General features: G+C 40.2%; 27 protein-coding genes and 1 tRNA gene. 17 read left to right on the top strand and 11 right to left on the bottom strand.

What is annotated here, in order from left to right:
• Nucleotides 1-151: 151 nt before the first annotated feature.
• Nucleotides 152-1,444 carry a site-specific integrase gene (locus DSM08_RS10185; protein ID WP_149526050.1) on the bottom strand — a complete coding sequence of 431 codons (1,293 nt, stop codon included), beginning with the start codon at nucleotides 1,442-1,444 and terminating at the stop codon, nucleotides 152-154.
• A 211-nt stretch (nucleotides 1,445-1,655) separates the two neighbouring features.
• On the opposite strand from DSM08_RS10185, the gene DSM08_RS10180 reads away from it, so the two are divergent.
• Together DSM08_RS10180 and DSM08_RS10175 are read left to right on the top strand one after the other, a co-directional pair.
• Nucleotides 1,656-2,009, top strand: a complete 354-nt coding sequence (locus DSM08_RS10180; RefSeq protein WP_149526049.1) for an ISAon1 family transposase N-terminal region protein — start codon at nucleotides 1,656-1,658, stop codon at nucleotides 2,007-2,009.
• Complete coding sequence (locus DSM08_RS10175; RefSeq protein ID WP_246172208.1) at nucleotides 2,002-2,985, top strand: ISAon1 family transposase; 984 nt, start codon at nucleotides 2,002-2,004, stop codon at nucleotides 2,983-2,985. The genes DSM08_RS10180 and DSM08_RS10175 overlap by 8 nt, the downstream gene beginning before the upstream one ends.
• A 101-nt stretch (nucleotides 2,986-3,086) precedes the next feature.
• Here the strand turns inward: DSM08_RS10175 and DSM08_RS10170 are convergent.
• Nucleotides 3,087-3,159, bottom strand: a tRNA-Lys gene (locus DSM08_RS10170).
• Nucleotides 3,160-3,427: 268 nt separating this feature from the next.
• Between DSM08_RS10170 and DSM08_RS10165 the strand changes: the two genes are divergently transcribed.
• Together DSM08_RS10165 and DSM08_RS10160 are read left to right on the top strand one after the other, a co-directional pair.
• The gene (locus tag DSM08_RS10165) at nucleotides 3,428-4,300 is read left to right on the top strand and encodes an SPFH domain-containing protein (protein ID WP_149526048.1); all 873 of its coding nucleotides are present in this window, start codon (nucleotides 3,428-3,430) and stop codon (nucleotides 4,298-4,300) included.
• Nucleotides 4,301-4,341: 41 nt separating this feature from the next.
• The gene (locus DSM08_RS10160; protein WP_149526047.1) at nucleotides 4,342-4,530 is read left to right on the top strand and encodes a ribbon-helix-helix domain-containing protein; all 189 of its coding nucleotides are present in this window, start codon (nucleotides 4,342-4,344) and stop codon (nucleotides 4,528-4,530) included.
• 16 nt (nucleotides 4,531-4,546) lie between these two features.
• Here the strand turns inward: DSM08_RS10160 and DSM08_RS10155 are convergent, their stop codons facing one another.
• Entirely contained in the window at nucleotides 4,547-4,849 is a 303-nt protein-coding gene (locus tag DSM08_RS10155; protein WP_149526046.1) for a hypothetical protein, read from the bottom strand.
• A gap of 176 nt (nucleotides 4,850-5,025) precedes the next feature.
• Here DSM08_RS10155 and DSM08_RS10150 point away from each other — a divergent pair, with 176 nt between their 5' ends.
• The 3 genes from DSM08_RS10150 to panD are packed head-to-tail and all read left to right on the top strand — an operon-like array spanning nucleotide 5,026 to nucleotide 7,435.
• A complete protein-coding gene (locus tag DSM08_RS10150) occupies nucleotides 5,026-6,003 on the top strand; it encodes a PLP-dependent cysteine synthase family protein (RefSeq protein WP_187773834.1) in 978 nt (325 codons plus the stop codon).
• Complete coding sequence (locus DSM08_RS10145; protein WP_149526044.1) at nucleotides 6,000-7,049, top strand: DUF6695 family protein; 1,050 nt, start codon at nucleotides 6,000-6,002, stop codon at nucleotides 7,047-7,049. The genes DSM08_RS10150 and DSM08_RS10145 overlap by 4 nt, the downstream gene beginning before the upstream one ends.
• 17 nt (nucleotides 7,050-7,066) lie before the next feature.
• The gene (panD, locus tag DSM08_RS10140; RefSeq protein WP_149526043.1) at nucleotides 7,067-7,435 is read left to right on the top strand and encodes an aspartate 1-decarboxylase; all 369 of its coding nucleotides are present in this window, start codon (nucleotides 7,067-7,069) and stop codon (nucleotides 7,433-7,435) included.
• Nucleotides 7,436-7,552: 117 nt separating this feature from the next.
• Here panD and DSM08_RS10135 read toward each other — a convergent pair whose 3' ends face one another.
• Together DSM08_RS10135 and DSM08_RS10130 are read right to left on the bottom strand one after the other, a co-directional pair.
• Nucleotides 7,553-8,104 (bottom strand): hypothetical protein, encoded by a 552-nt coding sequence (locus DSM08_RS10135; protein WP_149526042.1) that lies wholly within the window; start codon nucleotides 8,102-8,104, stop codon nucleotides 7,553-7,555.
• Nucleotides 8,088-8,543, bottom strand: coding sequence for a hypothetical protein (locus DSM08_RS10130; protein ID WP_149526041.1), 456 nt, complete (start codon nucleotides 8,541-8,543; stop codon nucleotides 8,088-8,090). The genes DSM08_RS10135 and DSM08_RS10130 overlap by 17 nt, the downstream gene beginning before the upstream one ends.
• A 412-nt stretch (nucleotides 8,544-8,955) precedes the next feature.
• Between DSM08_RS10130 and DSM08_RS10125 the strand changes: the two genes are divergently transcribed.
• From DSM08_RS10125 to DSM08_RS10100, 7 genes are all read left to right on the top strand, one after another.
• Nucleotides 8,956-9,627: a hypothetical protein gene (locus DSM08_RS10125; protein ID WP_149526040.1), complete on the top strand. Its 672-nt coding sequence runs from the start codon at nucleotides 8,956-8,958 to the stop codon at nucleotides 9,625-9,627.
• A 29-nt stretch (nucleotides 9,628-9,656) separates the two neighbouring features.
• Nucleotides 9,657-11,672, top strand: a complete 2,016-nt coding sequence (locus DSM08_RS10120; RefSeq protein WP_149526039.1) for a hypothetical protein — start codon at nucleotides 9,657-9,659, stop codon at nucleotides 11,670-11,672.
• 4 nt (nucleotides 11,673-11,676) lie between these two features.
• Nucleotides 11,677-12,993 (top strand): hypothetical protein, encoded by a 1,317-nt coding sequence (locus DSM08_RS10115; protein ID WP_149526038.1) that lies wholly within the window; start codon nucleotides 11,677-11,679, stop codon nucleotides 12,991-12,993.
• Nucleotides 12,994-13,098: 105 nt separating this feature from the next.
• On the top strand, nucleotides 13,099-13,344 hold the full coding sequence (locus DSM08_RS19295; protein WP_149526037.1) for a hypothetical protein: 246 nt from the start codon (nucleotides 13,099-13,101) through the stop codon (nucleotides 13,342-13,344).
• 591 nt (nucleotides 13,345-13,935) lie between these two features.
• A complete protein-coding gene (locus DSM08_RS19045; RefSeq protein WP_187773832.1) occupies nucleotides 13,936-14,073 on the top strand; it encodes a hypothetical protein in 138 nt (45 codons plus the stop codon).
• Nucleotides 14,074-14,119: 46 nt separating this feature from the next.
• Nucleotides 14,120-14,401 (top strand): hypothetical protein, encoded by a 282-nt coding sequence (locus DSM08_RS10105; RefSeq protein WP_149526036.1) that lies wholly within the window; start codon nucleotides 14,120-14,122, stop codon nucleotides 14,399-14,401.
• A gap of 156 nt (nucleotides 14,402-14,557) precedes the next feature.
• Nucleotides 14,558-14,839 (top strand): helix-turn-helix domain-containing protein, encoded by a 282-nt coding sequence (locus tag DSM08_RS10100; protein WP_149526035.1) that lies wholly within the window; start codon nucleotides 14,558-14,560, stop codon nucleotides 14,837-14,839.
• 126 nt (nucleotides 14,840-14,965) lie between these two features.
• On the opposite strand, the gene DSM08_RS10095 is transcribed toward DSM08_RS10100, so the two are convergent.
• The 5 genes from DSM08_RS10095 to DSM08_RS10075 form a co-directional block, all read right to left on the bottom strand.
• Nucleotides 14,966-15,946, bottom strand: a complete 981-nt coding sequence (locus DSM08_RS10095; RefSeq protein WP_149526034.1) for a bifunctional riboflavin kinase/FAD synthetase — start codon at nucleotides 15,944-15,946, stop codon at nucleotides 14,966-14,968.
• A gap of 17 nt (nucleotides 15,947-15,963) precedes the next feature.
• Nucleotides 15,964-16,692, bottom strand: a complete 729-nt coding sequence (truB, locus tag DSM08_RS10090) for a tRNA pseudouridine(55) synthase TruB (protein ID WP_149526033.1) — start codon at nucleotides 16,690-16,692, stop codon at nucleotides 15,964-15,966.
• Between the two features lie 294 nt (nucleotides 16,693-16,986).
• Entirely contained in the window at nucleotides 16,987-17,805 is an 819-nt protein-coding gene (locus DSM08_RS10085) for an undecaprenyl-diphosphate phosphatase (RefSeq protein ID WP_149526032.1), read from the bottom strand.
• Between the two features lie 5 nt (nucleotides 17,806-17,810).
• Entirely contained in the window at nucleotides 17,811-18,062 is a 252-nt protein-coding gene (locus DSM08_RS10080) for a DUF3098 domain-containing protein (RefSeq protein ID WP_149526031.1), read from the bottom strand.
• A gap of 23 nt (nucleotides 18,063-18,085) precedes the next feature.
• Complete coding sequence (locus DSM08_RS10075; RefSeq protein WP_149526030.1) at nucleotides 18,086-18,964, bottom strand: cell division protein FtsX; 879 nt, start codon at nucleotides 18,962-18,964, stop codon at nucleotides 18,086-18,088.
• Between the two features lie 221 nt (nucleotides 18,965-19,185).
• On the opposite strand from DSM08_RS10075, the gene leuS reads away from it, so the two are divergent.
• Nucleotides 19,186-21,969 carry a leucine--tRNA ligase gene (leuS, locus tag DSM08_RS10070; protein WP_149526029.1) on the top strand — a complete coding sequence of 928 codons (2,784 nt, stop codon included), beginning with the start codon at nucleotides 19,186-19,188 and terminating at the stop codon, nucleotides 21,967-21,969.
• 407 nt (nucleotides 21,970-22,376) lie between these two features.
• Here leuS and DSM08_RS10065 read toward each other — a convergent pair whose 3' ends face one another.
• Nucleotides 22,377-22,730 (bottom strand): hypothetical protein, encoded by a 354-nt coding sequence (locus DSM08_RS10065; protein ID WP_149526028.1) that lies wholly within the window; start codon nucleotides 22,728-22,730, stop codon nucleotides 22,377-22,379.
• Nucleotides 22,731-22,912: 182 nt separating this feature from the next.
• On the opposite strand from DSM08_RS10065, the gene ltrA (DSM08_RS10060) reads away from it, so the two are divergent.
• Nucleotides 22,913-24,187, top strand: coding sequence for a group II intron reverse transcriptase/maturase (ltrA, locus tag DSM08_RS10060; protein ID WP_246172205.1), 1,275 nt, complete (start codon nucleotides 22,913-22,915; stop codon nucleotides 24,185-24,187).
• Nucleotides 24,188-24,478: 291 nt separating this feature from the next.
• Nucleotides 24,479-25,753, top strand: coding sequence for a group II intron reverse transcriptase/maturase (gene ltrA / locus DSM08_RS10055; RefSeq protein ID WP_223110797.1), 1,275 nt, complete (start codon nucleotides 24,479-24,481; stop codon nucleotides 25,751-25,753).
• The last annotated feature ends 304 nt before the right edge of the window (nucleotides 25,754-26,057 follow it).

Below are 26,057 nucleotides of genomic sequence, written 5' to 3'. Positions count from 1 at the left end.
TTATTATAGTGAAAGGAACTGGATGAATTCCTACGGAAATCTGCTCAGCAACTGGAAAGCTCTCGCGTGGAATTGGATAATAAGCAAGAAATGATGGAATTCAAAATTGAAATAACCTCCTAAAAAAAAGTTTTTAGGAGGTTTTTGTTTCCTAAGAAATCGTACGGAGTTTTCCCTCTGGGGTAAAGATTTTTTCTCTTACATTTTCCCAGGTCTTGCTTATTTTATTCTTTTTGACTTTCGCGTAACGTTGAGTGGTACGAATACTACGATGTCCGAGCATTTTACTGACCTCCTCTAGGGAGAACCCCATGACATTTAACATCATGTCGGCAAAGGTGTGTCTAGCAAGGTGCGTATTAAGCTCTCTATCGAGACCACATAAGACAGCAAGCTTTTTGAGGTATCCATTATATCGAGCGTTGCTGTTGACAGGGAGCAGGCGTCCCAGAACAGTTCTACAGGGATGGTTTTTATATTTTTCGATAATCTCTTCGACTATAGGCATGACGGGAACCATTTCGGGCACTCCCGTTTTTCCTCGTTCCTTGATAATCCAGCTTTCTTGTTTAAGACCAATATTTAGGATGTGTTTAACATTTAAAGCATAGACATCCTGAAAGGCGAATCCAGTAAAGCACTGAAAAACAAAAACGTCACGAACTTCTTCAAGGCGCTTTAGACAAATTTCCTTTTCCCAGATGGATCTGACCTGTTCGAGTTCTAATGGCAAGATGTCCGTGTCGTCACCACCACATCGGAATCTTTGGATCGGATTTTTTTCAATGTATCCTTCGGATTCCGCCAAAGTCAAAATCTGTTTGGTGTTTTTGATCTGTTTTTTTGCAGCAGCTTCCCCAATGACTCTTTCCCGCTCTATGGTCAAATAACGATAAAATCTAGATGCAAAAGAGTATTCAATTTCCTTTATTTCAATATCCATATTCCGATATTCATGTTGGACGAATTCTTGAATTTTGTTGTAAGTGGCTCTCCACTGTCGAAGCGTCTGCGCCGAACGGAGACCTTTTGTAACCATCGTCTGGAAGTCCGCAATATATTTTTCGGTTAATTGTAAAAGGTTGCAGGAGACCGTTCGGATTTGTTTTGGATTCCCTTTTTTGTGATCAGCAGGCAGACCGTAGAATACATTTCTGACCATCATTGGTGTGACATAGGCATGTTGGAGTTGCAACATGGCGAAATGACGATCTAAATCGGTTGAGATCTCGGAGATCCGCTTATTGATCTGCTTAGCTTGTATTCCTGAAACCACACGTTTTGAGGATGGATCCCAATGCTCAAAACTGACTTTTTTCCCGATGGAAAATTCGACGTTGAAGCCGTCAATGGAAATCCTGCAGAAGATCGGGGCAAGGCCTTTGTTGTCGGCTTTTGATTTTCGGTGCCAAAATAGCACCGTGAGTTTTTGATTGCTTTTCATTTTCTTTAATTTTTTTTGATGTTTAGAAAATGTTCTTATTATCCAATTCAAAACTTACTGTCAAAAACTGGTGCCCTAATTTACGAATCAAAAAAGGGCACCAGTTTGGGCACCATTTCGATTAACCAATTATGGTAAATTAGGATCAAGCTGAATTCTTGGGGGGAATGTTAAAAATTTGTTAGTTTAGCGTCCTTAATACAGATATCCCTTGCAAGAAGCCGAACGTAAATTACTATCCCTATTGATGCCCGAAGGGCTTTTGGAATACTTCCAGATTTTAGAAGTCGATCAGGTCGACAATCAACTCCATATTTATTTAGATGAACTTAATATTGCTCCGACAGGCTATGAGAACAGCAAGTTGGAGTCAAAGGGGTTTATGCCTTCTACTGAGATTTCGGACTTTCCTATTCGAGGTCAGAAAGTTACGCTACATATCCGTCGCCGTCGCTGGACAGTCTTGGATACAGGAGAGATCATCACGAGAGATTGGAACCTGGTGCGTGAGGGCGCTCGAATGACTACGGAATTCGGGCTTTTTTTAAAGAAGATATTTGGATAACCATCCTGTAAGCGCCCAATTGGTAGGTCTGTTCTTCCAAATGGACGGCAAGCAACTACAGGATCAGTACAAGAACCACCTCAGTGATTTCCATGATTGGGACCAAAAGCCGCATGCAGAGAGCTGGACATTGTTCCCTGAAAACATCTCGGAACACCTGAGCATCGATGAGACCAGCTTTAGCAACGGTGAATTATATACCATTGTTAGCAGTAAATCGGCAAAAGGCCGTAAAGGGACGATCCTAGCAACTATTAAAGGCACAAAGGCTGAGGATATCATAGCTGTTATCGAGCGAATACCCTTGCGATCAAGGAATAAGGTAAAGGAGGTGACCATGGATATGGCTCCCAACATGGCCAAGGCTATCCGTAGATGTTTCAGGAATGCCAGGCGTGTGGTCGATCGGTTCCATGTCCAAAAGTTAGCTTACGATGCCGTTCAGGAACTCCGTATCAAATATCGTTGGGAAGTCTTGGATGCAGAAAGCAAGAAGATAATGGAATCGCGAAAGCGAGGAACCCCATATGAACCCGAGTTATTGCCCAATGGCGATACGCTCAAACAGCTATTGGCTAGATCCAGACACCTCTTGTTCAAGCATCCTAGCCGATGGTCAGAAAGCCAGAAAAACCGGGCTGAATTGCTGTTCCTGCGGTTTCCTAAGCTAAAACAGGCTTATGATCTTGGAATTGCCTTAGGAGACATCTTCAACAAATGCCGGGACAAAAAGGTCGCATTTACCAAACTAGGCCTGTGGCATAATCAGGTTGAGAATGCGGGCATTGCTTCCTTTGAGAGCGTAGCAAGATCCATTGCAGCTCATCATCAATACATTCTCCATTACTTCGACAACAGAAGTACTAATGCATCGGCAGAATCATTCAATGCAAAACTCAAAGCTTTCAGGAGCGTCTTCCGTGGCGTTAGGGACACAACATTCTTCCTGTACAGAGTGATGAAATTGTATGCTTAAAAATCTTTACCCCCCAAACTTTCGGTATGATCCAAAATTTATCCTGACGGCGGTTTTCCGGCTATTTAGACGAGAAAAGGCGCTATCTCTAGCGCCTTTTGTGATCCCGCTGGGATTCGAACCCAGGACCCATACATTAAAAGTGTATTGCTCTACCAGCTGAGCTACGGAATCTTGTACTTGTTTTTTGTAGTACCCTTCGTTGTTTGAAGTGATGCAAAGGTAGCGCTTTTGCCTTTAATTGCAAATTCTGAGCAGCTTTTTTTTACAAAAAAGTCGAAAGTCCCTCATTTTAAAAGGAATAAAATTTCATGCTTTAAAGCTGCTGTGAACCACATTCTTCAATAGCGGAGTTAAAAAATAATTACACCCACATACATAATTCTTGTAAAATATTTGATATACTAGTGATATCAAATTAATATCACTTTAATCTAATAAGATGGAAAGAATTATCAAACCCGCATCAGGCTATTTAGCACTGTTAATCTTATTGTTAACAGTTGCAGGAGGAGTGTATTCCCTATACATGGCCGTCACAACAGACAATAAAATGTTAGGACTTATTCTAGTATTTTTAGCGTTCATTGTGTTCATTGTAATCATCAAGGGACTATTGATTGTAAATCCCAATCACTCAAGGGTATTGAACTTGTTCGGTAAATATCAGGGAACTATTAAAGACAACGGACTATTTTTTATCAACCCGTTCTTTACGGCACAACGGATAAGCTTAAGATCAGAAAACCTACAGGGGCATACCCTAAAGGTGAATGATAAGATGGGTAATCCAATCGAGATTGCTGCTGTAATCGTTTGGAAAGTAGGAGATACCTTCAAAGCAGCTTATGACGTGCAAAGCTATAACGATTATGTACGCGTGCAGAGTGAGGCTGCAGTTCGTCACTTGGCGGTAAGCTTTGCTTATGATAACTTTGAAGACGAAAATGCCGAGATTACTTTACGCGAAGGCGGAGATGCAGTAAATGCGATCCTAGAAAAGGAATTGACGGAGCGTTTAGCGAAAGCTGGTGTAATCGTTGAAGAAGCCCGCATAACTCACTTAGCCTATGCTGCAGAAATCGCTGGCGCTATGCTTCAACGCCAGCAGGCTACCGCTATTGTTGCCGCTAGAGCAAAGATTGTTGAGGGTGCTGTGGGAATGGTCGATATGGCTTTGAAGAAGCTGTCTGCGGAAAATATTGTGGAGTTGGACGATGAGAGAAAAGCAGCTATGGTAAGCAACCTGATGGTCGTATTATGCGGCGAGAAGGCGGCCCAGCCCGTAGTCAATGCTGGAACACTATATAACTAGACGGTTGGCCGGAGTAGGCTACGATTTAAAAAAATGATATCATGAAGAAGAGTTTTGTAATCCGTGTTGATGACGAACTATATAAACAATTGGAAAAGTGGGCGCACGATGAATTCAGAAGTGTCAATGGCCAAGTCGAATACCTTATCCATTCCAGCCTTCAGAAAGCTGGAAGGCTAAAAAAAACAAATGTTAAATCTAAAAAAGAAAGCGATCAGGATAATTCCTGATCGCTTTTTTATTTGTTTAATCTCTACGGATATATTCCCGGTCTTCATCCGATAAACCATCATCCTGACCTAAAAACTCTTCGTCGGACTGTATCGGCGCATGGGGATTTGTGACTCCATACTCTTTCGGATGCTTGTTTTTTTTCCGGAACAGAATTCCGCCTACGACAACACCAATCAGGAAAAAGACTCCTAGAATGAATAACTTCGACGTTCTAATTTCCCCAAATAACCAAAAACTGGCTTCTTCTTTGTTATTGAATAAGATAACTATTAGGAGCGCTAAAACTATAGCTACTATGATGGTTTTTGGTTTCATATGCTTTCATTTGAAACAAATCTATGAAAAATCGGTGTAATGAAAAACATGGACCAAAATGAAGAACATTTGTAACGAATTAATTGTTATTAATTCTGTAGAATGATTTTTGTGAAATAATATCAGGTAATACACGTTTATTTACAGAGAAATCAAATTTAAACTTAACAAGCATTTTGATCGAAAAAAAAATTGGCAATACACCTTTGAGACGATGTGAGCACTTATCCAATAAGTTCAGCACCAACATCTATATGAAAGATGAAAGCTGCAATCCTGGGAAGTCATCTAAGGACAGGGCTGCGTATTTTATGTTAGAAGAGGCAATCAAAGGGAATAAAATACAGCCCGGAGGGACAATTGTGGAGGCGAGTAGCGGGAATACTGGAATCAGTATCGCTCTGATGGCTAAAGAATTGGGATGCAGAGCAAAGATTTTCGTCTCTAAGTCCTGTTCCGAAGAAAAGAGGGCGTTATTGGAAGCATATGGGGCGTCCATTGAAATCTGTGATAACTCATTTGGCTTACATGTATTCAATTCAACTCAGTATCAAGCGCAGGCTTACGCAGCCAACCACGAGAACGCTTATTTTACTAATCAATATTACAATTCAGCGAACATAAAGGCACATTATAAAACAACCGGTCCGGAGATATGGGAGCAGACCAATCATCAAGTCACCCACGTGATTGCAGGAGTTGGTACAGGCGGTACTATTTCAGGAATCGGAAGATATTTGAAGGAACAAGAGAAAAATATTAAAATATTAGGCGTGGAGCCTACGAACTCCGTATATCAAACTTTTCTAGAACATGGTAAAGTAGAAAACACGGGTGTAGTTCACGACGCGATCGAAGGGATTGGTAGAACTTTTATACCAGGAACTTTCGATGTACAGGCGGTTGATGCAATTTATCAAATAGACGCAGAATCTTCAAAGCGCGCTGCGCAAGATTATAGAGCTGATACGGATCAATTGATAGGCTTCTCCAGTGCGGCAGTGTTGGCTGCTGTCGAGCAGAACTTGAGTCACATGAACTTTAAGCATGATGATCATGTTGTTTTATATTTTCCAGATCATGGAGATCGTTATTTACAGAAATTATACAATAACAATCAACAGGAAACCACTAAAGCATTTGATATATTATGATGCATACCTATCAAGATATCGCTATTCCCATTGCCTGGCCAGATCAAACGGCGCGGGGTGATGAATTGTGGTTTAAAGTGTTGAAAGCATTAGGTATTGTAAAAAACTTGAACTTCAGGATTGGACATGCGGCTATCTTGCTGATTGAAAGAAATTCTGGACAAGTAAAGTACTTTGACTTTGGTCGATACATCTGTCCCCGTGGCTACGGACGCGCGCGCTCGGCAGCATTCGATCCTAGACTGAAAGTACATACCCTTGCCCAATTTTCCACTGCGAAAGAGCTGATGAACTTAGAGGAGATTCTAGCAGAACTTTCGATGATGGAAGAAGCAACACATGGCGGAGGAAGACTATTATGTTCTGTTTCTCAAGATATAAGCTTTCAGAAAGCAGCGGCATATGCAGAAGCCTTGGTCAACAAGGGGCCAGTACTTTACGGCGCTTTAGCCGCTAGAAATAACAGTTGTTCACGCTATGTTGCTCAAATTCTTGTCGAAGGGATGATGCAGGACGACCAGCGGATTTCAAAAATATTATACCCAGAGTCGCTAAAGGCTAGCCCTACGAGCAATGTAGTCAACGCTAACCTAGATGGCATTGTATATTGTTATGCAAAGCAACATTTAGAGGAATGGAAAATGAACCGTAAGGAGTCGTTGAAATTTCAAGTCAATCAACTGACTGATAATTTTTCCAGCAAACGATCAAAAGATCTCCCACAAGATGCTGTTCTAGGCTTGCTGGGCGAGCCAGCTCGTCCGGCGCATGTACCAAAACATGCCACCTGGCTCGGTGGGCTGGGAGAGGGCTGTTGGTTCGCGCTTTCGGAGCAAGGGGACCACTATGAAATTACAAAGTACAATTACAAAGGTGCTGTTGATTATACCGTTGCTGTGAATCCTATAGGGAAGTTCGATAGTTTAGCTAACTTTGAGTTTACTTATGATATTCACTATAAGCAGCATATCATCAAACAAGTAGAAAATAACATTACATTTCTTGCGAAAGAAGTGCATAGCAATCAAATAAAACAATCAATTTAAAAAGAATACATTTATCAATGGAAGTAACCCTATTAAAAGCAAAGATTCATACGGTTAAAGTGACAGAAGCAAATGTTGCTTACAATGGCTCAATCACGATTGACGCTGATTTATTAGACGCAGCAGGTATCTTGAAATACGAGCAAGTCTATATTAACAATGCCGTTAATGGAAGTCGTATTATGACTTATGTACTACCTGGGAAAAGAGGTTCTGGTGAGGTTTGTATGAATGGAGGTGCAGCCCTACACGCGAAAGTAGGCGATACGGTGCATATTCTTTCTTTTATCAATCTGAGCCCGGATGAAGCGGATTCCTATCAGCCAACTTTAGTTTTCACGGAAGGAAATAACCAGATCAAATCGGTTGAAAAATACGAGTACTAGCAGAATTCGTTCTTATAGTCGACTGATCAAGAAAAGTAGTAATAATGCTTACCGGAAAGGTCTAAAATTTTAATTGGGAGAGCTCGCTCTCCCAATTTTGTTTAAATTCAAATAACCTTATTTATGGTTTGTTGCTGCCTTTCTGGCGGAATGGGGTGAAAGAACATTGTCACCACCGATAAGTTCAATTATCGGCACTAAAATTTCTCTTTCGTATTCTTCGGCTTCTAATTCTGAAGCTTTCCTTTCGAAAAATGACGGACTTATCGTATAACTTTTTAGGAATTCCTTCTTCCTTCTGCCCAGGCTATAGTGCCACTCGCCGACTTCAGAACTCTGAAAAATCGTCGCTTCATCCAATTTCATGATTCTATGCTTACCCAAAATCGGATTCTCCTTATAAATAGCATTGCTGGCTTTGTCGAATGTATAGCGCACATGTAGACGAAAGGTAATATCAATAAATCCAAAAATGATAACATATGCAATGATACATCCGCAAACTAACCGACCACCCACGCCTAATTGCTGCCAGAATATCGTCAGTGCAACGAAAGCAATAAAACCGACAACAGCCGACCAATATAGATTTCTTTTGATACCCTTGTTGGGCTGAAACGATATAGAATCAATTTGCCTAATAAGATTTAGTTTATCCTTGATGCTCATTGCTTAATATTTCCTCCACTTCATTTAGGAGATTTTGAATCATTTTTTTCGAAATTCCTTGTGCAAGTTGTATTTCGCGATACTTTCCCTTGTTGTTGACATAACGCGCCATTAGACTTACATTAGTTGTAATGAACAGTTGTTTCATTTCATGCACCGTGAAGCCCTCTTGATTGTCTATAAGAATAGTGTCGCCAATTCCGAAAAGTCCTTGTCTAACTTTGATGTGTTTTTTATCCAGATCAATGATAAAACATCTTCTTAGAAAAGAAATGATCAGGAAAATTGTCATAGCTAAAAGCCACCAAAATAAAGTAGATTCTGGCGCTTTAACAAAACTCAGAATCGTCATTAATGCAAAACCGCCGACTATCGGAGAATATAGCCCCCACGGTGTTTTCATCTTGTACTCATTTCCGTTTTTTACGAAATATTTCATTTTAATTATTATTTAGTGGAGAGATTCTCCATGGTTTACCCTTGAATTCCATAGTGTATTTTCACCGGCAGCAACAATAGCGGAAGACTTTTTCAAGCAATCTGTTGTTGTTATCGGATAAAAGTATCAAAATAATTAAATTCAGTTTGTCGGCTTTCAAAATGTTTCCGATATAGTAGAATATTGGCTACGATGCATGGGAATATCGAAGTGGAATGTAGTATCCCTTCTACATGTAGATAGTTTGCTAGCTTAATTCGTTAATTTTCTCAGTTTTCTCTGTTTAGATTATATAAATATGTCAACTAAGAGAGATTTAATTCACATTTTTATTGTTAAGTTTAGAAACTCACTGAAAACAGTGATTTCAGCATTATATAAATGTTTGTACTTTCGTTTAGATTCAAATTCTATGAAAAAATTACTAATTGGATTACTACTTTTTGTTGCTTGTTTTAGCCTGAGTTCTTGTTTTGATATCGTCGAGGAAATCGATATGAAAGCAAATGGATCGGGTACCATAAAGGGAACTTTAAACCTTAGCAAGAGCAAGACTAAGGCTGCTTCGCTCATGAAGCTGGACAAAATAGATGGCATTAAAATCCCTTCGGAGTCAGAAATCCGGAAAGAAGTAAATACGATGGTAAATCTACTTAAGAATACCAAAGGCATCTCGAACGTCAATTATCGTTTAGATTTCAATAATTATATAGCTAGTATTTCTTGTGATTTTCAAAATGTTCAAGCTTTAAACGCCTACACTAAAACCTTAGGCACCCATTTTAAATCTCGCTTTAACGAGAATACAAGCTATGCCTATGATACAAAGACTAAAACCTTTGTTCGAAGCTACAAGCATAGTGCTGACGCGAAAAAAGAGTTCTCAAAACTTCAAACTGAAAATCGTAAGTCATTCGATCAAGCTTTCTATACGAGCATTTATCGCTTCGATCGTTCCGTGGCAAAGCAGGCTAGCAGTGTTGCGAAAATATCACCTAATAAGAAAGCGGTCATGCTAAAAACAAGCATTCCAAGCCTTATTTCCGGTCAGGTAAATTTGGCAAACAGTATAGTATTACAATAATTCCAGATAAAAATTAACAAGATATACATATGAATAAATTAAAGATGGCATTGATTGCTGGGGCGATCGGATTTGCAAGCCCAGTTTTTTCCCAAGATTTGATCAATAAGGTTCCTGGCGAATCGAACTTTGTTCTTGCAATCAATGGTAAAGCATTCTTTAAACATGTTGATGCCGAGCAAGTTAATCGCATTCTATCACGCACAGGATTCTTTAACAATGTGATGGGTAAAAACAACCCATTGAGAACAAAAGATATCCAAGAAATGGGAATAGATATCCGCGCAAATGCCTACATCAATTCAATTACAACGGATAGCGTCCAGTATTTGGGAGCACTGTTCCCGCTATCTGATAAAGCTAAATTTGAAGCATTGCTTCCCAAAGAGAAGGAAATTGTACAAGTCAATGGTTTACCGACCATCTACAGCTCGGATAAAACGTTACGTATCAGTTGGGATAACAATACCATCTATATCTTAGGAGGTCTTGCGATGGACAATTACTTCAAGCGAGATGATATTAAGCAGCGCTATGGTTTCTTGGAACACGAAGGGGATCCCATTGCTGAGGAATTTGGAATACCAGGTCCGCCAGTAATTCCCGCAGATACAACCGAAGTAGAGTGGGAAGCTTGGGAGGAAGAAGAGGAAGAAGCTGCTGTTGAGGCCGTAGCTGAAGCTGCAGAAGAGGCTGCGGAAGGAGTTGAAGTAGGGATAATGGTCGCACCGCCACCAGCAGGAATTCCTCCTGCAACCATGGAAACTGAAGAAGATGAATATGCATACGTTGATTCGGTTTTGGAACGCGACGAGTATCAGGATGATTACTATTTGGAATATCGCAAGATTGAAAACCACAATGACTCCATAAAAAATGTATTGGTGAGCGGTTGGGTTGATCTAAAGATAAACGATATTATCGCTGGTAAAGTAGAACGCCATACTTCGAAGAACCTACGTAATATTAAGGACAATGAATTGATCCGTTTCGAGATGGACCATATAGCAGACTTTTACAAGTATTACTATCCAACAGATATGCTCTACAGCACCCTAGGAATGCGCCCAGCATTCGACTACGGTTATAAGTCTGTCAGCGGTGCTGCTGTTATCGAGGGTAACAAATTGAGCTTGAAAGGTGACTTGGCGTTCGATAAAACGATGGCGAAGTATTATAAAGAAATCTATCAAAACAAGTTTAATCCTAAATTCTATAAATATTTGGATAAAAACGCCTTAGGTTTTCTTACTTTAAATCTTAATACAGAAGCATACTTAAAGCATCTTCCGAAAATCGTCACCCGTGTATTTGGGGAAGATAACGACAATCGCTATTCTGAAATCGTCGATGTATTCGCGACTTCCTTCGCGATCCTATTGGATGAGAAAGCCATTGCGAAAGTCTTTAAAGGAGATAACCTGGTTGTTTTAAATGGCGTGACAAACAAGGAAATTACCTATACCGACTACGAATACGATGAGGATTATAACTATACGGAAGTTGAACGTACTAAAACCGAAGCAGTACCTGATTTTCTTTGGATGTTCTCGTCTGACGACGTAAGCATCTTTGAAAAAATTGTGAAGATTGGTTTGCGCGAAGAAGGATTGATCGATCACGATGGAATATATGAGTTCAAAGTAAGCTCTCGTGAAACGATTAAACCTTACCTATTAATCGACAAGGGTATCGTGTTTATGGGCAATGACTTAACGAAGTTGCAGGCAATTAAAGATGGTTCTTTCCGAGCGACCGGTGATAGAGATTTCATCAATTTGGTAAAGAAAAACCCAGTTGTAGCCTTATTTAATACGCCGAAACTACCAGCAATGTTAACCGACCTTGATATTCCAGTACACCGTTCGGTTCAGAAATCAGTAGATGATCTGTCCAAATATGGAAATATCTATATGGTAGGTTCAAAAGTCAAAGGCAATTCTATGCAAGGTGAACTTTCGATAGAATTTCCGGAAGGACAGGAAAACGCATTATCATTTTTAGTAAATTTAATCGAAAATTGGACTTTAGATTTGGAAGACTAAGCGAATGAAGTGGTTAAAAAAGACGTTCATCATATTAACTGGACTTATAGCTGTGCTAGCTATAAGTCTTTTTATCTATAAGGAGATTCGTGCTTCGAAGGCAAAGGATCTTATGATTCCATCAAATACACAAGCTTTAATACAGTTAAATGTGGATGGGTTGGTATCGGAACTAATGGGCAATGCAATAAGTAACCCGAATACTTATTTCTTCGGAAAAAGAGACAGCACTCGCGTCAAGAAACCGAAATTGTGGGAAACAGGCTTGGCCATCCCATCTACGCTATTTTTATTTTCCGATAAGAAAGAATCCGATCAATATTATACGGTACAACGAGTAAGCGATATCAATCGGTTTAAGCGATTTTTAAAATCGAATATGAGGATCGATTTAGATTCAGTTTCGACCGCTGTAGAGGGTGGATTTTCTTATTTTCAAAAGAAAAACTTAGCATTACTGATGAACGATGAACGTATTGCGTTTTCCATCGGCAGAGATAGTACCGATCAGTCGCCTAAGCTGAGAGCTTTATTACAAGATAATCAAAGCACCTGGGTGAATGCCCTAAACTGGTCTAAGCAACATACCGAAGATCGCAAAGGTGATATCCTTTGGTCAAATGTCGACAAAAACTGGTTTACGTTCGACTTCTTAAATGGTAGTGTCCATGTAGATGGTTTATTGAAATCTGATAAATGGCGATTATCCGATGCACCAAAACAACTCAAACCAATACCCAATGCAGTATTGAGTGCTTATTTAGATGCCGACTTAAGTGAATGGATAAAAGCGCAAGACAGTTTATTGCATCGCTTGAATGTCCCTGTTGATAGCATTTATCAGTATTATGGCGGTTATGCAGATTTACATTGGCTTGCTCAAGATGTTAAACAGGAAGAGAGCATTGTTTCTTATGAATATGATGATAATTTCGAGATGAAAGAAGTTGTACAGCTTCAGGAGATAGATGCTCCGAATCTATTGCTACGCTTAAAAGCATCGCCTCATCTGCTAGGTTATTTACCAGAAAAGCTTTTCTATAAATTCAATAAGTCTAATCAAGCTGATTTGATCAGTTTGTTCACTGGGAAAGAAGGCTCTACAGATACTATTTTCGATAAAGCGAAGCTTGTTTTTAATCTAAACTATTCAAAATCGCCTTCAGTGACCAGACATCTTAGTTGGCTTCCATTTTTTGATCGTTGGCAAAAAATTAAACTGGAAGGACGCGCAAGAGATCAACGTACCATGCAATTACATGGCTATCTGATTTTGCCCAAAGAAAAAATTCATGCATTATTCCAGTTATTAAATGATTAATCCTTTTCGCGGTTAGCAAGTCTATTAAATTAAGAAACTACCGAATTCTTGTAATAAATGGCAGAGTATTTGGTAACATCTACTAGATTAATAGAACACATGCTTATGAAACGGATAATTGGATTAATAATGGTGGTTATGTTAGCTTTGACAGCAGCGTCTTGTTATAGCCACAGACATCACCCACACGGGATGCCTCCAGGGCAGGCAAAAAAGATTTACGGTAAAAAATCTGCTAAGCATTTTGCTCCAGGACAACAAAAGAAAAAATATAAAGGCAAGAAGGGGAATAACGGCAATCGCGGCAATAACGGAAGACATCACCATACAAGCGTACATTGGTACAATTAATGGTTTTGAGAAATATATAAAAAGAGGTTATCTATTGCAGATAACCTCTTTTTCTTTTAGGGTAGTGCAGAAAATCAAAAAAATAGACAAAGAATTTCAGCAATTCCCATCTTCTCTCAAATCAAAACATGCACCTTTAATAAGTAGCTCTAAGTCTTAATAATAAGTACTAACTACTAAATACTAGTCCCCTTTTAAACCCAATTCAAACCCAATACAAACCCCAATCATAGCCCTTTTAGAGGGGCTATGATTGGGGTTTGTATTAGGACATCAATAGGAGAGACCCAAACTGGTCATATGGTACAATCGATTATTCATTGCGATAAAAATTTTGTGTCTCCTGCAATCGGTAATTGAGGAGGGGGGATATGAGAAGCTATTTTTTCTATGAAACGCTTTTTTATAGTATGTAAGTTGTAGGATAATATATTTCGTTATAAGATTTAAAACGATAAATTTGAATGAGATGTTGATTATCTGTTCGGCTGCTTCCTTTGTCGAATCGCTCATTAGGGTAGGCTTACTCTGTAGGTAAATCCTTATTTCAGCAATCTCAGCACTATAAAATTGACCATTAAAATATTTGTTATGAAAAATCCAATTATTCTAATTGCCCTAGTACTGATCATGTCATTATTAGCATGTCAGTCTTCGAAACATGTTGAGCCGAACGTAGAGTCGCTGGCGAAAAGCGATCAATATATTGAGGTCGATATGAAATATTAACGACATCGACTATGCGACCGGTATTAAAAAGATTCCTGATGAGGCTATGCGCGATATTAAAGCGGTAATCTATCGAATCTATTGGAATATCGATATGGTCCGTAATCAATATGTGTTAAGAATATCCTCAGGTAAGGATATCAATGTATCAGATACGCTGTTTAACATTTATAACAAATATTTACAGAAAGCGAACGATTATTTTACGACTCCCATCGCCGCAATTAATGTGGAAGGGGAAATTGGAAAGATGAAAAAGGAGCAAGAAGAGGAATATCCGGTTGCCAGTCCAATAGGTCAAGAATACCTGAATTCCTTGCTGCGATAAAGAGTTTTATGCTGAATACCTCAACCGCAGGTTTTTGACTTTCCAATTTTAATTTCGTTAAAAATGACACGATATTTTGTTCAAATAGTATAATGCATTCATTGTTCGTTATTTCAAACATAATCATTATTTTTGATTGGAATAACGAACATTTAAATGAGAAGACAACCTGTATTACCCAAGTTCCAATTTATATTGGAACAGATGGGAGAGAATATTAAACTAGCACGGAAACGTCGTAAGTTGACTGCTGTACAGGTAGCAGAGCGAGCAGGTATAGCACGTTCTACATTGTATCTGGTCGAAAAGGGTCATACTAGTGTTGCTATGGGTGCATATTTCAATGTATTACGTGTCTTAAGCCTTCAAGATGATTTCTTAAAACTTGCAGCAGACGACGTTTTCGGTCGTAAACTTCAGGACTTAGATTTGTTGTGAGGAAGGGGTAAATAAATGATCAATCGAGAAGTGGTCTAAATATTCAGTCAAACACCGCCACAATATTATAGACTGACCGTTTAAAAAAAAGCATCAGTTCTGAAAAAACCGATGCTTTTTTATTGATTATACTTGTTGAAAATAGTTTCGAATGGCGTCTTCGTCTTTCTTGATCTGGTCTTTCATCAAATCTAAGCTTTCAAACCATTGGTCATGACGAATAAACGATAAGAATTTCACACGTACGCTCTTACTGTATAAATCGTCGTTAAAATCTAGAAGGTTAACTTCGATCTTACGATTCATTCCATCAACCGTTGGTCTTGTGCCGATATAGCACATCCCTTTTGCTATACGTTCTGGTTCTGGCTGATAATACTCGCCCGTACCAATATCTGCGGCTCTCGGATATACTTCCACTTCCACCGCATAAATACCATATGCAGGGATCAGTTTATGGCTTTCATGAATATGTAAGTTCGCTGTAGGGAAACCAATTTCTCTACCGATTTGGTCGCCACGGATAACGGTTCCCGTTAATTCAAAGGGATAGCCCAAATACTTATTTGCGGTGTCGATATCACCTTTGATCAATGATTCGCGAATTCTTGTCGATGAAACTGCTACATCTTCGATATCCTGTTCTGGAATCTCCTCTACAGTATAATCGAAAATACTTGCATAGTGGATCAGTTCTTTGATGGTTCCTTTGCGATCTTTTCCGAAGTGATGGTCGTATCCGATGACGATCTTTTTACAACCGATCTTATTGACCAATACATTGGAGATATATTCTTCGGGCGTCTGGTTAGAGAAGTCTCTTGTGAATGGTGTGATGATGAGGTGATCGATTCCTGCTAATGCTAATTGCTCTACCTTCTCTTCGATATCGTTGATTAGACGTAAAGAATCGTCGTCAGGATTGATTATCAAACGTGGGTGAGGGTAGAAGGTCAATAGCACCGATTCGCCGGTGTTATGCTTCGCTAACTCCGTTATTTTGTTTAGAATCTTTTGATGGCCGACGTGAACCCCATCGAAAGTGCCAATGGTAACAATGGCAAAATCCAATGGTTCGAATTCGTCCAGATTTCTATATATTTTCATGCTGTGTTATATGCTTCTTATTTGTGTAATTCTAAGCTTTTGTTTTTCTGAATGATTGCTATCAATTCGGTAAGCTCCCATGCATTATTAACATCAAAGTCTCCACTTTTTGTTCTTCGAAGACTAGATAGATGAGCTCCAACACCTAGTTTCACCCCAAAGTCATTAGCTATGGATCGGATGTATGTGCCCTTGCTGCATCTTATCCTAAAATGTACGATGGGGAACTCCACATCTACAATTTCAAATGCGGAGATATTTACCTTTCTAGCTTTCAGTTCAACTTCTTCGCCACGACGAGCTTTCTCATAAACGCGCTCTCCACCTATCTTAATTGCGGAGTGTGCCGGCGGATACTGTTCCTGTTCGCCAAGAAAAGTCGCTGCAACTTCATGAACTTGCTGTTCGCTGATGTGGCTGATATCGGAAGTGTTTTCAATTTCGGTTTCAAGGTCATACGACGGTGTGGTCGCTCCAATAGTAACGGTACCGATATATTCCTTATCCTCAGCTTGAAAAGTGTCAATTTGTTTGGTCATTTTTCCAGTACAAACAATCAACAAGCCTGTCGCTAATGGATCTAGTGTTCCGGCATGCCCAACTTTTAATTTTAGCGGCTTTAAGCTGTTTCGTAATTTTCCGACAACGTCGAAGCTTGTCCAGGTGAGCGGTTTGTCGATCAACAACAATTCGCCTTGTGCAAAATTAAAATCTGTATGCTCTTTTAATTTACTCGTGTTCTCCATTCCGTTTCTTTATCGGCTTCCTGATTATTGTTCTGTTTGTTGTCGTATTTGGATATAAGTAAAATGACAATTTTCGTTTAGGAAACTTCAAATTTTCTGCAAAAATAAGAATATTATTCGGATGTATCCGATTTAATTGTGGGATGTATGTCAGGATAGATGAATGTTAGGATAGGGGGCGCATTTTTTTACCATAATTATAGAAAGGAGTAAGGATGCCTAGTTAATCTTATCCATCCAAAACAACAATAGCCGCTGTTTAGCGGCTATCCTGTATATGTTGATTCGTCATTTTTATTGTTGGTTCCAGAAGAATACCAATAAAAAGATACCGATGATGATTCTATACCAGCCCCAGAATTTGAAACCATATTTTGTCAATACGCTGATGAATGTTTTCACGGCGATCATCGCGACAACGAAGGCAACGACGTTTCCAATAATGAATACGATAATATTTTCATTGCTTGCCATGATCATCTCGTATCCCTTTTGCGCTTGTGCTGTTCCTTCGCCCCATGTTTTAACGAAGATAGAGTAAACCGTTACGGCAAGCATGGTTGGTACAGCAAGGAAGAAAGAGAATTCTGCTGCTGCTTTACGATCCAAACCCTGTGTCAGACCACCAATGATAGATGCTGCGGAGCGGGATGTACCTGGCATCATCGCCAAACATTGCCAGAAACCGATGATTAATGCTTTTTTAATAGGAATTTGCTTCTCGTCGGTTATTGTTGGGTTCTTAAACCATTTGTCGACGAATAACAGGATAACACCACCTAATACTAATACTGCTGAAATCGCTACCTGATTGCCTAATACGGCTTCGATTTTATCATCGAATAATTTACCTAACACCAAGGCTGGAATTACTGCAATGGCTAATTTAAGATATAGATTTAGATTCTTTAGGTCGAAGAATTTTCTCCAGTATAATACGACAATGGAAAGAATGGCTCCAAACTGTATAGACACCTGGAACATCTTTAAATATTCGCTTTCCTCCATCCCCATAAGGGCGGCAGTAAAGCCCATGTGGGCGGTTGACGAAATAGGTAAGTATTCGGTTAATCCTTCAACGATAGCAAGGATAATGGCTTCAAAATAATTCATTCTTATTAGTCTGCTTTGTTGTTTTTAGGTTTATAAAGAATAGCTACAAATCCTAAAGCAAAACCCAATACTACGACAAGTGGAGCAAGTGTAATTTTGGTAAAGCTATAGATATCTTCAGTACCCATCATTAAAATAAAGCCTATTGCTACTACAACAATAGCAAGAATAAATAATTGATAGTTTATCTTTTGGAATACAAACTGCCCTTTAGCAGCTTCTGTGTTGTTTACTTTTTTCTTAACTGTTTGGCTCATTATATGAAGATTAACAATTGATATTATCGGTATAGACTAGCTGATTTTGCACGTAAGTATTTCGTAACTGCAAAATATGTGCTCGCTGCGGCAATTAGAATCCCTAATGCAATAACGAATATGAAGATAACAGCAAACTCATACCAGTTGCGTAGGATCACCAATTCTGGGATTTGCTTCTGCGCAAAATGCAGGGTGATCACTAAAAGAAGAATAGCGATTAAAGAACCGATTAGTCCATGCGCAATTCCATACATGATGTACGGACGACGAATGAAATTCTTGGTTGCACCAATAAGTTGCATACTCTTGATCAAGAAGCGCTGAGAGTATATGGCCAATCGAATGGTGTTGTTGATCAATGCTACGGCGATAATCAAAAGGATAGCAGTAAACGCAAGAATAACGATACTGATGATACGGATATTCTTGTTCACCATGTCGATCAAGGACTCTTGATACACAACCTCTTTGATACGACTGTTTTTACCTACTTTATCAATAAAAGTTTGGATACTATCGCTATTCGCGTATTGTTCCTTTAAATAGATATCAACCGACGGAAGGAGCGGGTTATGGCCTAAGTACTCAACGAAGTCTTCGCCTAGATCCTCTTTCAAATTCTTAGCAGCAAGTTCCTTGCTCACATACTCCGAGCGAAGTACATAAGGGTCTTTTTCTAAGTCCTTTTGTAGCGTCAATACATCACCTTCACTAACATTATCATTCACGATAACATTTAATACGATGTTTTCTTTAACGTAACGGGAGAGGTTTTTGGCATGAACGAGTATTAAACCTAAAAGACCAGTCATCAATAGCACAAGTGCAATACTGATTACTGTGGAAACATATACCGATTTAGTTTTTTTTCTTGGTGAACCCTGTTCGATCACTGACATATAGTAGTTTTAATTTACTGATGCGAAAGTACATAATTCGTGGCATACCTCGAATATTTAATGTAATAAAAGCATTAAGCATTCCTTGATACGAATAATTTCCCTTCACTTAAATTCTAACAACGAATATCAGAATTTATTGTATAGAATAAAAAACTTTTATGCTTTATTAGGCTAAAATCGCTATTTTCGCATCTCTTATATATTTCTTACATACAATCATGGAGTATAATCATCAATCTATTGAGCAAAAGTGGCAAAAGTATTGGGCAGACCATCAAACCTTTAAAACAGAGGAGTCTACAGAAAAGCCTAAATATTATGTTCTTGACATGTTTCCTTATCCGTCCGGAGCAGGATTGCACGTAGGGCACCCACTTGGCTACATTGCTTCAGATATTTTCTCACGTTATAAACGTCTTAAAGGCTTCAATGTGCTGCACCCAATGGGCTATGACTCGTTCGGACTTCCAGCTGAACAATATGCAATTCAAACGGGACAACACCCGGCTATTACAACGGAGACGAATATCCAACGCTATCGTGAGCAATTAGATAATATTGGTTTCTCCTATGATTGGAGTCGCGAGGTTCGCACGTCCAATCCGGATTACTACCGTTGGACGCAATGGATCTTTATGCAAGCTTTTGATGCTTGGTATAATAAAACGAGCGACAAAGCAGAGTCTATCGCTTCGTTGAAAGAACATTTCGCATCTAACGGATCTTCAGGCATCCATGCCGAGGCTGATGAGGATGTATTATCTTTTACAGCGGAGGAATGGAATGCATTCTCTGAAGAGGAGCAACAGACGGAATTATTAAAATACCGTTTAGCTTACTTACGTGAAAGTACAGTAAACTGGTGTCCGGCATTAGGAACTGTGTTAGCGAACGATGAGGTAATTAATGGAGTTTCCGAGCGTGGTGGATTTCCTGTTGAGCAAAAGAAAATGATGCAATGGTCTATGCGCATTACTGCGTATGCAGACCGATTGTTGAGAGGCTTGGATACCATCGATTGGCCAGAGCCATTGGTGGAAATGCAACGCAACTGGATTGGTAAATCTGTTGGGGCAAGTGTTAAATTCCCAGTGCCTCAGTTAAATGAAAATATTGAAGTCTTCACGACCCGTGTGGACACGATTTTTGGTGTTAGCTTCGTGGTTTTGGCACCCGAGCACGAGTTAGTTTCTTCTTTAACTACGGATGAACAACGTTCTGAAATAGAGGCGTATATTGAGAAGACCTCGAAGAAATCGGAGCTAGATCGTATGGCAGATGCGAAAACCGTATCTGGCGCATTTACGGGGTCTTATGCGAAGCATCCAATCACCGGTGAGGATGTACAAATATGGATTGCAGACTATGTTTTGGCAAGTTATGGTACTGGAGCTGTTATGGCTGTTCCATCGGGCGATCAACGTGATTACTTATTTGCTAAGCATTTCAACCTGCCTATTATCCCTATTTCTGATTCGCAAGATATTTCAGAAGCAGCAGACCCGAACAAAGATGGAAAATACATCAATTCTGATTTTATCGACGGAATGACGTATCAGGAGGCTGTACCTGCCTTAATTGAACGCTTAGAGTCCTTAAAATTGGGTAAAGCGAAAATCAACTTCCGTATGCGCGATGCGATTTTTGGTCGTCAGCGTTATTGGGGTGAACCTGTGCCGGTATATTTCAAAAACAATCTTCCTTATTTGATCAAAGAAGAGGAGCTTCCATTATTGCTTCCTGAGGTCGACAAGTATTTGCCTACGGAAACTGGAGAACCTCCTTTAGGTCGCGCCGAGGGCTGGAAATATCAGGATGAGTACGAGTACGAGTTGAGCACGATGCCAGGATGGGCGGGTTCTTCATGGTATTGGTTCCGCTACATGGATCCTAAAAACGAGGGTCAGTTTGCATCGCCGGATGCTGTCGATTATTGGAAAGCTGTCGATTTATATATCGGTGGTTCTGAGCATGCTACGGGCCACTTGTTGTACTCACGCTTCTGGAACAAGTTCTTGAAAGATATGGGTTATCACAATGAGGAGGAGCCATTCAAGAAGTTGATCAACCAAGGTATGATTCAAGGCCGTTCAAACTTCGTTTATCGTTTATTGGATGAGGAAGGTCGCGGGACGAATACCTTTGTTTCCTTAGGTTTAAAAGATCAGTATAACACGGTTCCATTGCATGTGGATGTAAATATTGTCCACAACGATGTGCTTGATTTAGAAAAATTCAAAGAGTTTAGACCAGACTTTACTAATGCTGAGTTTATCCTAGAAAACGGGAAATACATTTGTGGCACTGAGGTAGAGAAGATGTCGAAATCAAAATACAACGTAGTCAATCCAGACGATATCATCAGTCAATATGGTGCGGATACCCTACGTCTGTATGAGATGTTCTTGGGTCCATTGGAACAGGCTAAGCCATGGAATACCAATGGAATAGAAGGTGTATATAAATTTTTACGTAAGGTATGGCGCCTATTCCATGATGCTGAAGGTAACTTCCAAGTATCGGATGAAGAGCCTAGCAAAGCGGAATATAAGGCATTACATAAGATCATCAAAAAAGTAGAAGAAGATATCGAGCGCTTTTCATTCAATACATCAGTTTCTGCGTTCATGATCTGTGTGAATGAACTAACAGATTTAAAATGCAATAAGCGTAAAATTCTTCAAGACTTGATTATTGTTTTGGAATCCTATGCACCGCATATCACCGAGGAGCTTTGGAGCTTATTAGGAAATGCGCCTGGAACAATTTCTTATGCAGAATATCCTAAATTCAACCCAGAATACCTAGTCGAGAGCGAGTTTGCATATCCTGTCTCGATCAATGGTAAGATGAAGATGAATCTTCCGCTTGCATTAGATCTTGACCAATCTGCAGTTGAGGCAATCCTTAAAGAAAATGCCGATGTGCAGAAGTACATCGACGGCAAGCCTGTTAAGAAGATTATCTTCGTGAAGGGTAAGATTATTAATATTGTGGTTTAGATATTAGATAATAGACATTAGATATAAGAGCGTTGCGGAAGCAGCGCTCTTTTTTTTGTGTGCCCAGCATGTGCAATAACTCTAGGGTGTAAGTCCCGAACACGCCTTTGCAGTGGGAAGTGTTAGCTTAGGACAAGGGTGTCCACCGCGAGGTGGAATCTGAAGGAAGTCTGAGGCAAAACCTCGGTCCGACGAACAGAAACTACATACAAGGCCGCAAGTGTTGGGTGAGGCTGCAAAACAAGCCAAAGCCCCAAACTGTACGGAAACACTATGGTAAATGTAGCGGATATATGAGGTGAAAGTTATTGTTCTTACCTGGGGAGATCTGACTAAACTCTGTCAAAGGTATACGCGAATGCCCGCGAAGAAACATATAGCAGAATAATGATGCTAGTATGCTTTAGTCAGAAGTCAGCAGAGGACAGTGTGTCACGAACAAAGCATGATATTGCTTTGGTGCTGTTTAAATGATGAGGGTAGGCCCCTCGAAGTCGACGTTCAGGCGCAGGCTTCAAACCACCTTTATGTTGCTGGGTTAAAGAGATCTGGTGAGAAGCGATAAAGGAAAAGGCATAGTTAAAGATGTCAGGTATGTAATAGAGAGACGAACGAAAGAGAACCATCGATGAAGCGTCGAAAGCTGAATAGATGATATCGAAACCAGAGTCTTGACCTTGCTCTGGGACAAACGGAAGGGAAACCTGATTACTGCTTCCGTGATATCCGGCGTAAAGATGGCGTGAAGCTATTATAGGCATTTAGGCGGAACGTGAGAACGTGTCGTTTCGATGTTAAGGGAAACCCTCAAGTGGTAGCCCCACAAGAGCAAAAGTACCGATGCGAAGCACACGGGCGGAACATCTCGTAGTAGTGATGAAGTCTCTGTAATGGAGATGGAGCGAAGGGGGTGTATTATCCAGTTCTTATCACAAAGAAAACTATGGTACAAACCATAGGAGGTACAGGAATGATTAAGACAAAACCATTTATTATTTCTCAGTCCATAGTACTGGAAGCCTACCAGCGGGTACAACAAAACCGTGGTAGTGCTGGAGTAGATGGCATGAGCTTAGAGGATTTCAAAGCAGATAGCTGGAAACACCTCTATCGACTATGGAATCGGATGAGTTCTGGCAGCTATATGCCCATGCCAGTTCTACTAGTAGAAATTCCCAAGAAAGGAGGGGGGACACGTCCACTTGGAGTACCCACGATAACAGATCGCATTGCTCAAACGGTGGTCACACTGTTTCTGGAACCAAAGTTGGATAAGATATTTCATAAGGACTCTTATGGCTATCGCCCCAACAAAAGTGCAAAGGAGGCGGTGGGAACAGCTAGAGAGCGATGTTGGAAGTATGATTGGGTTCTGGATCTTGATATCAAAGGTTTCTTCGACAACATACCACACGAGCTGCTTATGAGAGCAGTTCGTAAGCACACAGATTGCCCATGGATCTTGCTGTATATTGAAAGGTGGCTTAAAACACCGGTACAGCAATCCAATGGGATTCTTACAGAGAGATCAAAAGGGACGCCGCAAGGAGCAGTTATCAGTCCGCTGCTCGCTAACCTCTTTTTACACTACTGTATGGATGAATGGTTACGAATTAACTATCCGGACTGTCCGTTTGAACGATATGCTGATGATAGTGTGATACACTGTAAAACAGAAATACAAACAGTGGAACTGAAGAAAGCATTAGAACACAGACTAAAAGCCTGTGGACTTGAACTGCATCCAGAGAAAACCAAGATCGTGTATTGTGGCAGAAAAGAACGACAGAAATCCTATCCCATAATTGCCTTCGACTTTCTAGGGTATACGTTCAAAAGACGAAAAGCTCAGACCAAACAGGGATTGAACTTTACCAGTTTTCTTCCTGCAGTCAGCAATAAAGCTAAAGTTTCCATACGAGAAAAGATGCGGACATGGCAATTGCACAGAAGAGGAGGCAGTGACTTAGAAACGTTGTCCCGGTATATAAATCCAGTCCTCAGAGGATGGATCAATTACTACGGAGCTTTCTACAAAACAGAGCTACACAAAGTACTTCAGCACATGAACAGGTTACTGGTAAGATGGGCTATGCGGAAATATAAAAGGCTACGGAACCGAAAAGTCAGAGCCATAAAATGGATGTCAGAGATTTCCGAAAGAAGTCCGCATCTGTTTGAACACTGGTATATAGGGATAAAGTTGTCGGTTGGATAATAAGAGCCGTGTAAAGGGAGATCTTTACGCACGGTTCTGTGAGAGGTTTGGACTGAAATGTCCTTATCTACTCGACTAGTACCCTGTTTCTCTATTTTCTACGGGGGAAGGTCTGAATGTTAGAATGGCAAAGGAACCAAGAAGTTTATGACGAAGCGCTAAAAGCCGAACCACTTAAGAGAACTGCTTACATGAGGGTAGGTCGGAAACCGATAGTAGAATGTAAGAGGAGCTTAGCCTAGTTGTGCAACCAATGGACACAATGCCTGAGGAATTTTTTTTAGTAATACTATGCTGGAAGAGATATTACACATCCGAAATGTCAAACACGCAGTTGATCGTGTCATCTCTAATGGAGGTGCCAGCGGAATTGATGGTATGCAGATCGATAACCTTCGTGACTACCTCAATACGAATTGGAAAACCCTTCGGTCGGATATTCTCTCTGGCACTTACCTCCCACAAGCTGTTCGGAAAGTAGAGATTCCCAAAGCAAGTGGCGGCAAGCGTATGCTGGGTATCCCCACGGTCATCGACCGAGTTATTCAGCAAAGCATTTCCCAATGGCTTGGGTTAAAGTATGAGGGTGATTTTCACGATAACAGCTACGGCTTCCGTGCGAATCGTAATGCTCATCAGGCCGTCAGTAAAGCGCAAGAGTATCTGAACTTGGGCTACACGTGGGGCGTTGAACTTGATTTGGAACAATTCTTCGATCAAGTGAACCACGACAAACTGATGCACCTTTTGAGCAAGAAGATTACGGATCGTCGAGTCCTAGCCCTGATCGGGAAATACCTTCGTTGTGGGATTATGGAACATGGTCTTGAACAAAAGCGAACCAAGGGCACACCCCAGGGCAGTCCTTTAAGTCCACTTTTGTCAAACATCATCCTGAACGAACTGGATACGGAACTCAGTTCCCGTGGACATCGATTTGTACGCTATGCGGATGACTGTAGTATCTACACGAAGAGCAATAAATCCGCCACTCGTATTATGCGCAACATCACCAGCTACATCGAATCTACACTAAAGCTGAAAGTGAACCGTGAAAAGAGTAAGGTAAGCAAACCTTCCCAAAGTAGTTTACTCGGCTTTAGTTTCTTCAAAACTCAAGGAGATTGGCAGATTCGTATCTCTGCAAAGAGTATCGAACGAATCCGAGAGAAGTTACGTCAAAATACTCGACGTAATACAGTTACTCCTATGCATGAGCGACTGACTAAACTACGGCAAATTATTCACGGCTGGGTGGATTACTTTCGTATAGCAACGAATAAGAAGGTGATGGTAGCACTAGATAAACTAGTGCGAAGACGCTTGCGTGTTCTGCTTTGGAAACAATGGAAGACGGCAGGTAATCGAATTCGGAACTTAATGAAACTGGGAGCCCAACGCTGGCTTGCCTACCAACATGCGAACACCCGTAAATCCTATACTCGGACAGGGACAAGTCCTATCGTTCAAACAACGCTAACAAACTCATACTTTACTAAATTAGGTTACGAAGGATTTGCAGACTACTATTACTGGAGAACAACGCATCAAACGACGTTATTCTAACAAACCGCCTTGGTACGGATCCGTATGCCGGGTGGTGTGAGAGGACAGATAGGGAAATAATCCCTATCTTCCTACTCGATTCTGAAAGTTATTGTTGTTTTTTCAATTTAAACCAATAAAAAATCAGACCAGTGATTGTTCAAGGGTCTATTTTTTTGTCTGGAATATTTTGTTTCTGTTTCTTAAGTATTCTTCTTGATCAAAAAAAGGACTTTATTACTAAAAACAAGAGTATAATTTTTTCTTCGAGCTCTAAAGGCATCAACTGTTGGTTCTTAAACGTCTGTTATCAGTTTTTTTCACG

The organism is Sphingobacterium hotanense (assembly GCF_008274825.1).
GTDB lineage: Bacteria > Bacteroidota > Bacteroidia > Sphingobacteriales > Sphingobacteriaceae > Sphingobacterium > Sphingobacterium hotanense.
Note: the sequence above shows the minus strand (reverse complement) of the source record. Positions and strands in the feature narration are given on the sequence as shown.

What these genes read in the sequence shown, in the direction of transcription:
- DSM08_RS10095 (WP_149526034.1), bottom strand. Translation starts at nt 15,946, where the DNA reads ATGAAAATATATAGAAATCTGGACGAATTCGAACCATTGGATTTTGCC.
- DSM08_RS10085 (WP_149526032.1), bottom strand. Translation starts at nt 17,805, where the DNA reads ATGAATTATTTTGAAGCCATTATCCTTGCTATCGTTGAAGGATTAACC.
- DSM08_RS10100 (WP_149526035.1), top strand. Translation starts at nt 14,558, where the DNA reads ATGAGAAGACAACCTGTATTACCCAAGTTCCAATTTATATTGGAACAG.
- DSM08_RS19295 (WP_149526037.1), top strand. Translation starts at nt 13,099, where the DNA reads ATGAAACGGATAATTGGATTAATAATGGTGGTTATGTTAGCTTTGACA.
- panD (WP_149526043.1), top strand. Translation starts at nt 7,067, where the DNA reads ATGGAAGTAACCCTATTAAAAGCAAAGATTCATACGGTTAAAGTGACA.
- DSM08_RS10105 (WP_149526036.1), top strand. Translation starts at nt 14,120, where the DNA reads ATGCGCGATATTAAAGCGGTAATCTATCGAATCTATTGGAATATCGAT.
- DSM08_RS10065 (WP_149526028.1), bottom strand. Translation starts at nt 22,730, where the DNA reads ATGCCTATAATAGCTTCACGCCATCTTTACGCCGGATATCACGGAAGC.
- DSM08_RS10115 (WP_149526038.1), top strand. Translation starts at nt 11,677, where the DNA reads ATGAAGTGGTTAAAAAAGACGTTCATCATATTAACTGGACTTATAGCT.
- DSM08_RS10080 (WP_149526031.1), bottom strand. Translation starts at nt 18,062, where the DNA reads ATGAGCCAAACAGTTAAGAAAAAAGTAAACAACACAGAAGCTGCTAAA.
- DSM08_RS10160 (WP_149526047.1), top strand. Translation starts at nt 4,342, where the DNA reads ATGAAGAAGAGTTTTGTAATCCGTGTTGATGACGAACTATATAAACAA.
- DSM08_RS10145 (WP_149526044.1), top strand. Translation starts at nt 6,000, where the DNA reads ATGATGCATACCTATCAAGATATCGCTATTCCCATTGCCTGGCCAGAT.
- ltrA (WP_223110797.1), top strand. Translation starts at nt 24,479, where the DNA reads ATGCTGGAAGAGATATTACACATCCGAAATGTCAAACACGCAGTTGAT.
- DSM08_RS10135 (WP_149526042.1), bottom strand. Translation starts at nt 8,104, where the DNA reads ATGAGCATCAAGGATAAACTAAATCTTATTAGGCAAATTGATTCTATA.
- DSM08_RS10075 (WP_149526030.1), bottom strand. Translation starts at nt 18,964, where the DNA reads ATGTCAGTGATCGAACAGGGTTCACCAAGAAAAAAAACTAAATCGGTA.
- DSM08_RS10125 (WP_149526040.1), top strand. Translation starts at nt 8,956, where the DNA reads ATGAAAAAATTACTAATTGGATTACTACTTTTTGTTGCTTGTTTTAGC.
- DSM08_RS10120 (WP_149526039.1), top strand. Translation starts at nt 9,657, where the DNA reads ATGAATAAATTAAAGATGGCATTGATTGCTGGGGCGATCGGATTTGCA.
- truB (WP_149526033.1), bottom strand. Translation starts at nt 16,692, where the DNA reads ATGGAGAACACGAGTAAATTAAAAGAGCATACAGATTTTAATTTTGCA.
- DSM08_RS10130 (WP_149526041.1), bottom strand. Translation starts at nt 8,543, where the DNA reads ATGAAATATTTCGTAAAAAACGGAAATGAGTACAAGATGAAAACACCG.
- DSM08_RS19045 (WP_187773832.1), top strand. Translation starts at nt 13,936, where the DNA reads ATGAAAAATCCAATTATTCTAATTGCCCTAGTACTGATCATGTCATTA.
- DSM08_RS10165 (WP_149526048.1), top strand. Translation starts at nt 3,428, where the DNA reads ATGGAAAGAATTATCAAACCCGCATCAGGCTATTTAGCACTGTTAATC.
- ltrA (WP_246172205.1), top strand. Translation starts at nt 22,913, where the DNA reads ATGGTACAAACCATAGGAGGTACAGGAATGATTAAGACAAAACCATTT.
- leuS (WP_149526029.1), top strand. Translation starts at nt 19,186, where the DNA reads ATGGAGTATAATCATCAATCTATTGAGCAAAAGTGGCAAAAGTATTGG.
- DSM08_RS10185 (WP_149526050.1), bottom strand. Translation starts at nt 1,444, where the DNA reads ATGAAAAGCAATCAAAAACTCACGGTGCTATTTTGGCACCGAAAATCA.
- DSM08_RS10155 (WP_149526046.1), bottom strand. Translation starts at nt 4,849, where the DNA reads ATGAAACCAAAAACCATCATAGTAGCTATAGTTTTAGCGCTCCTAATA.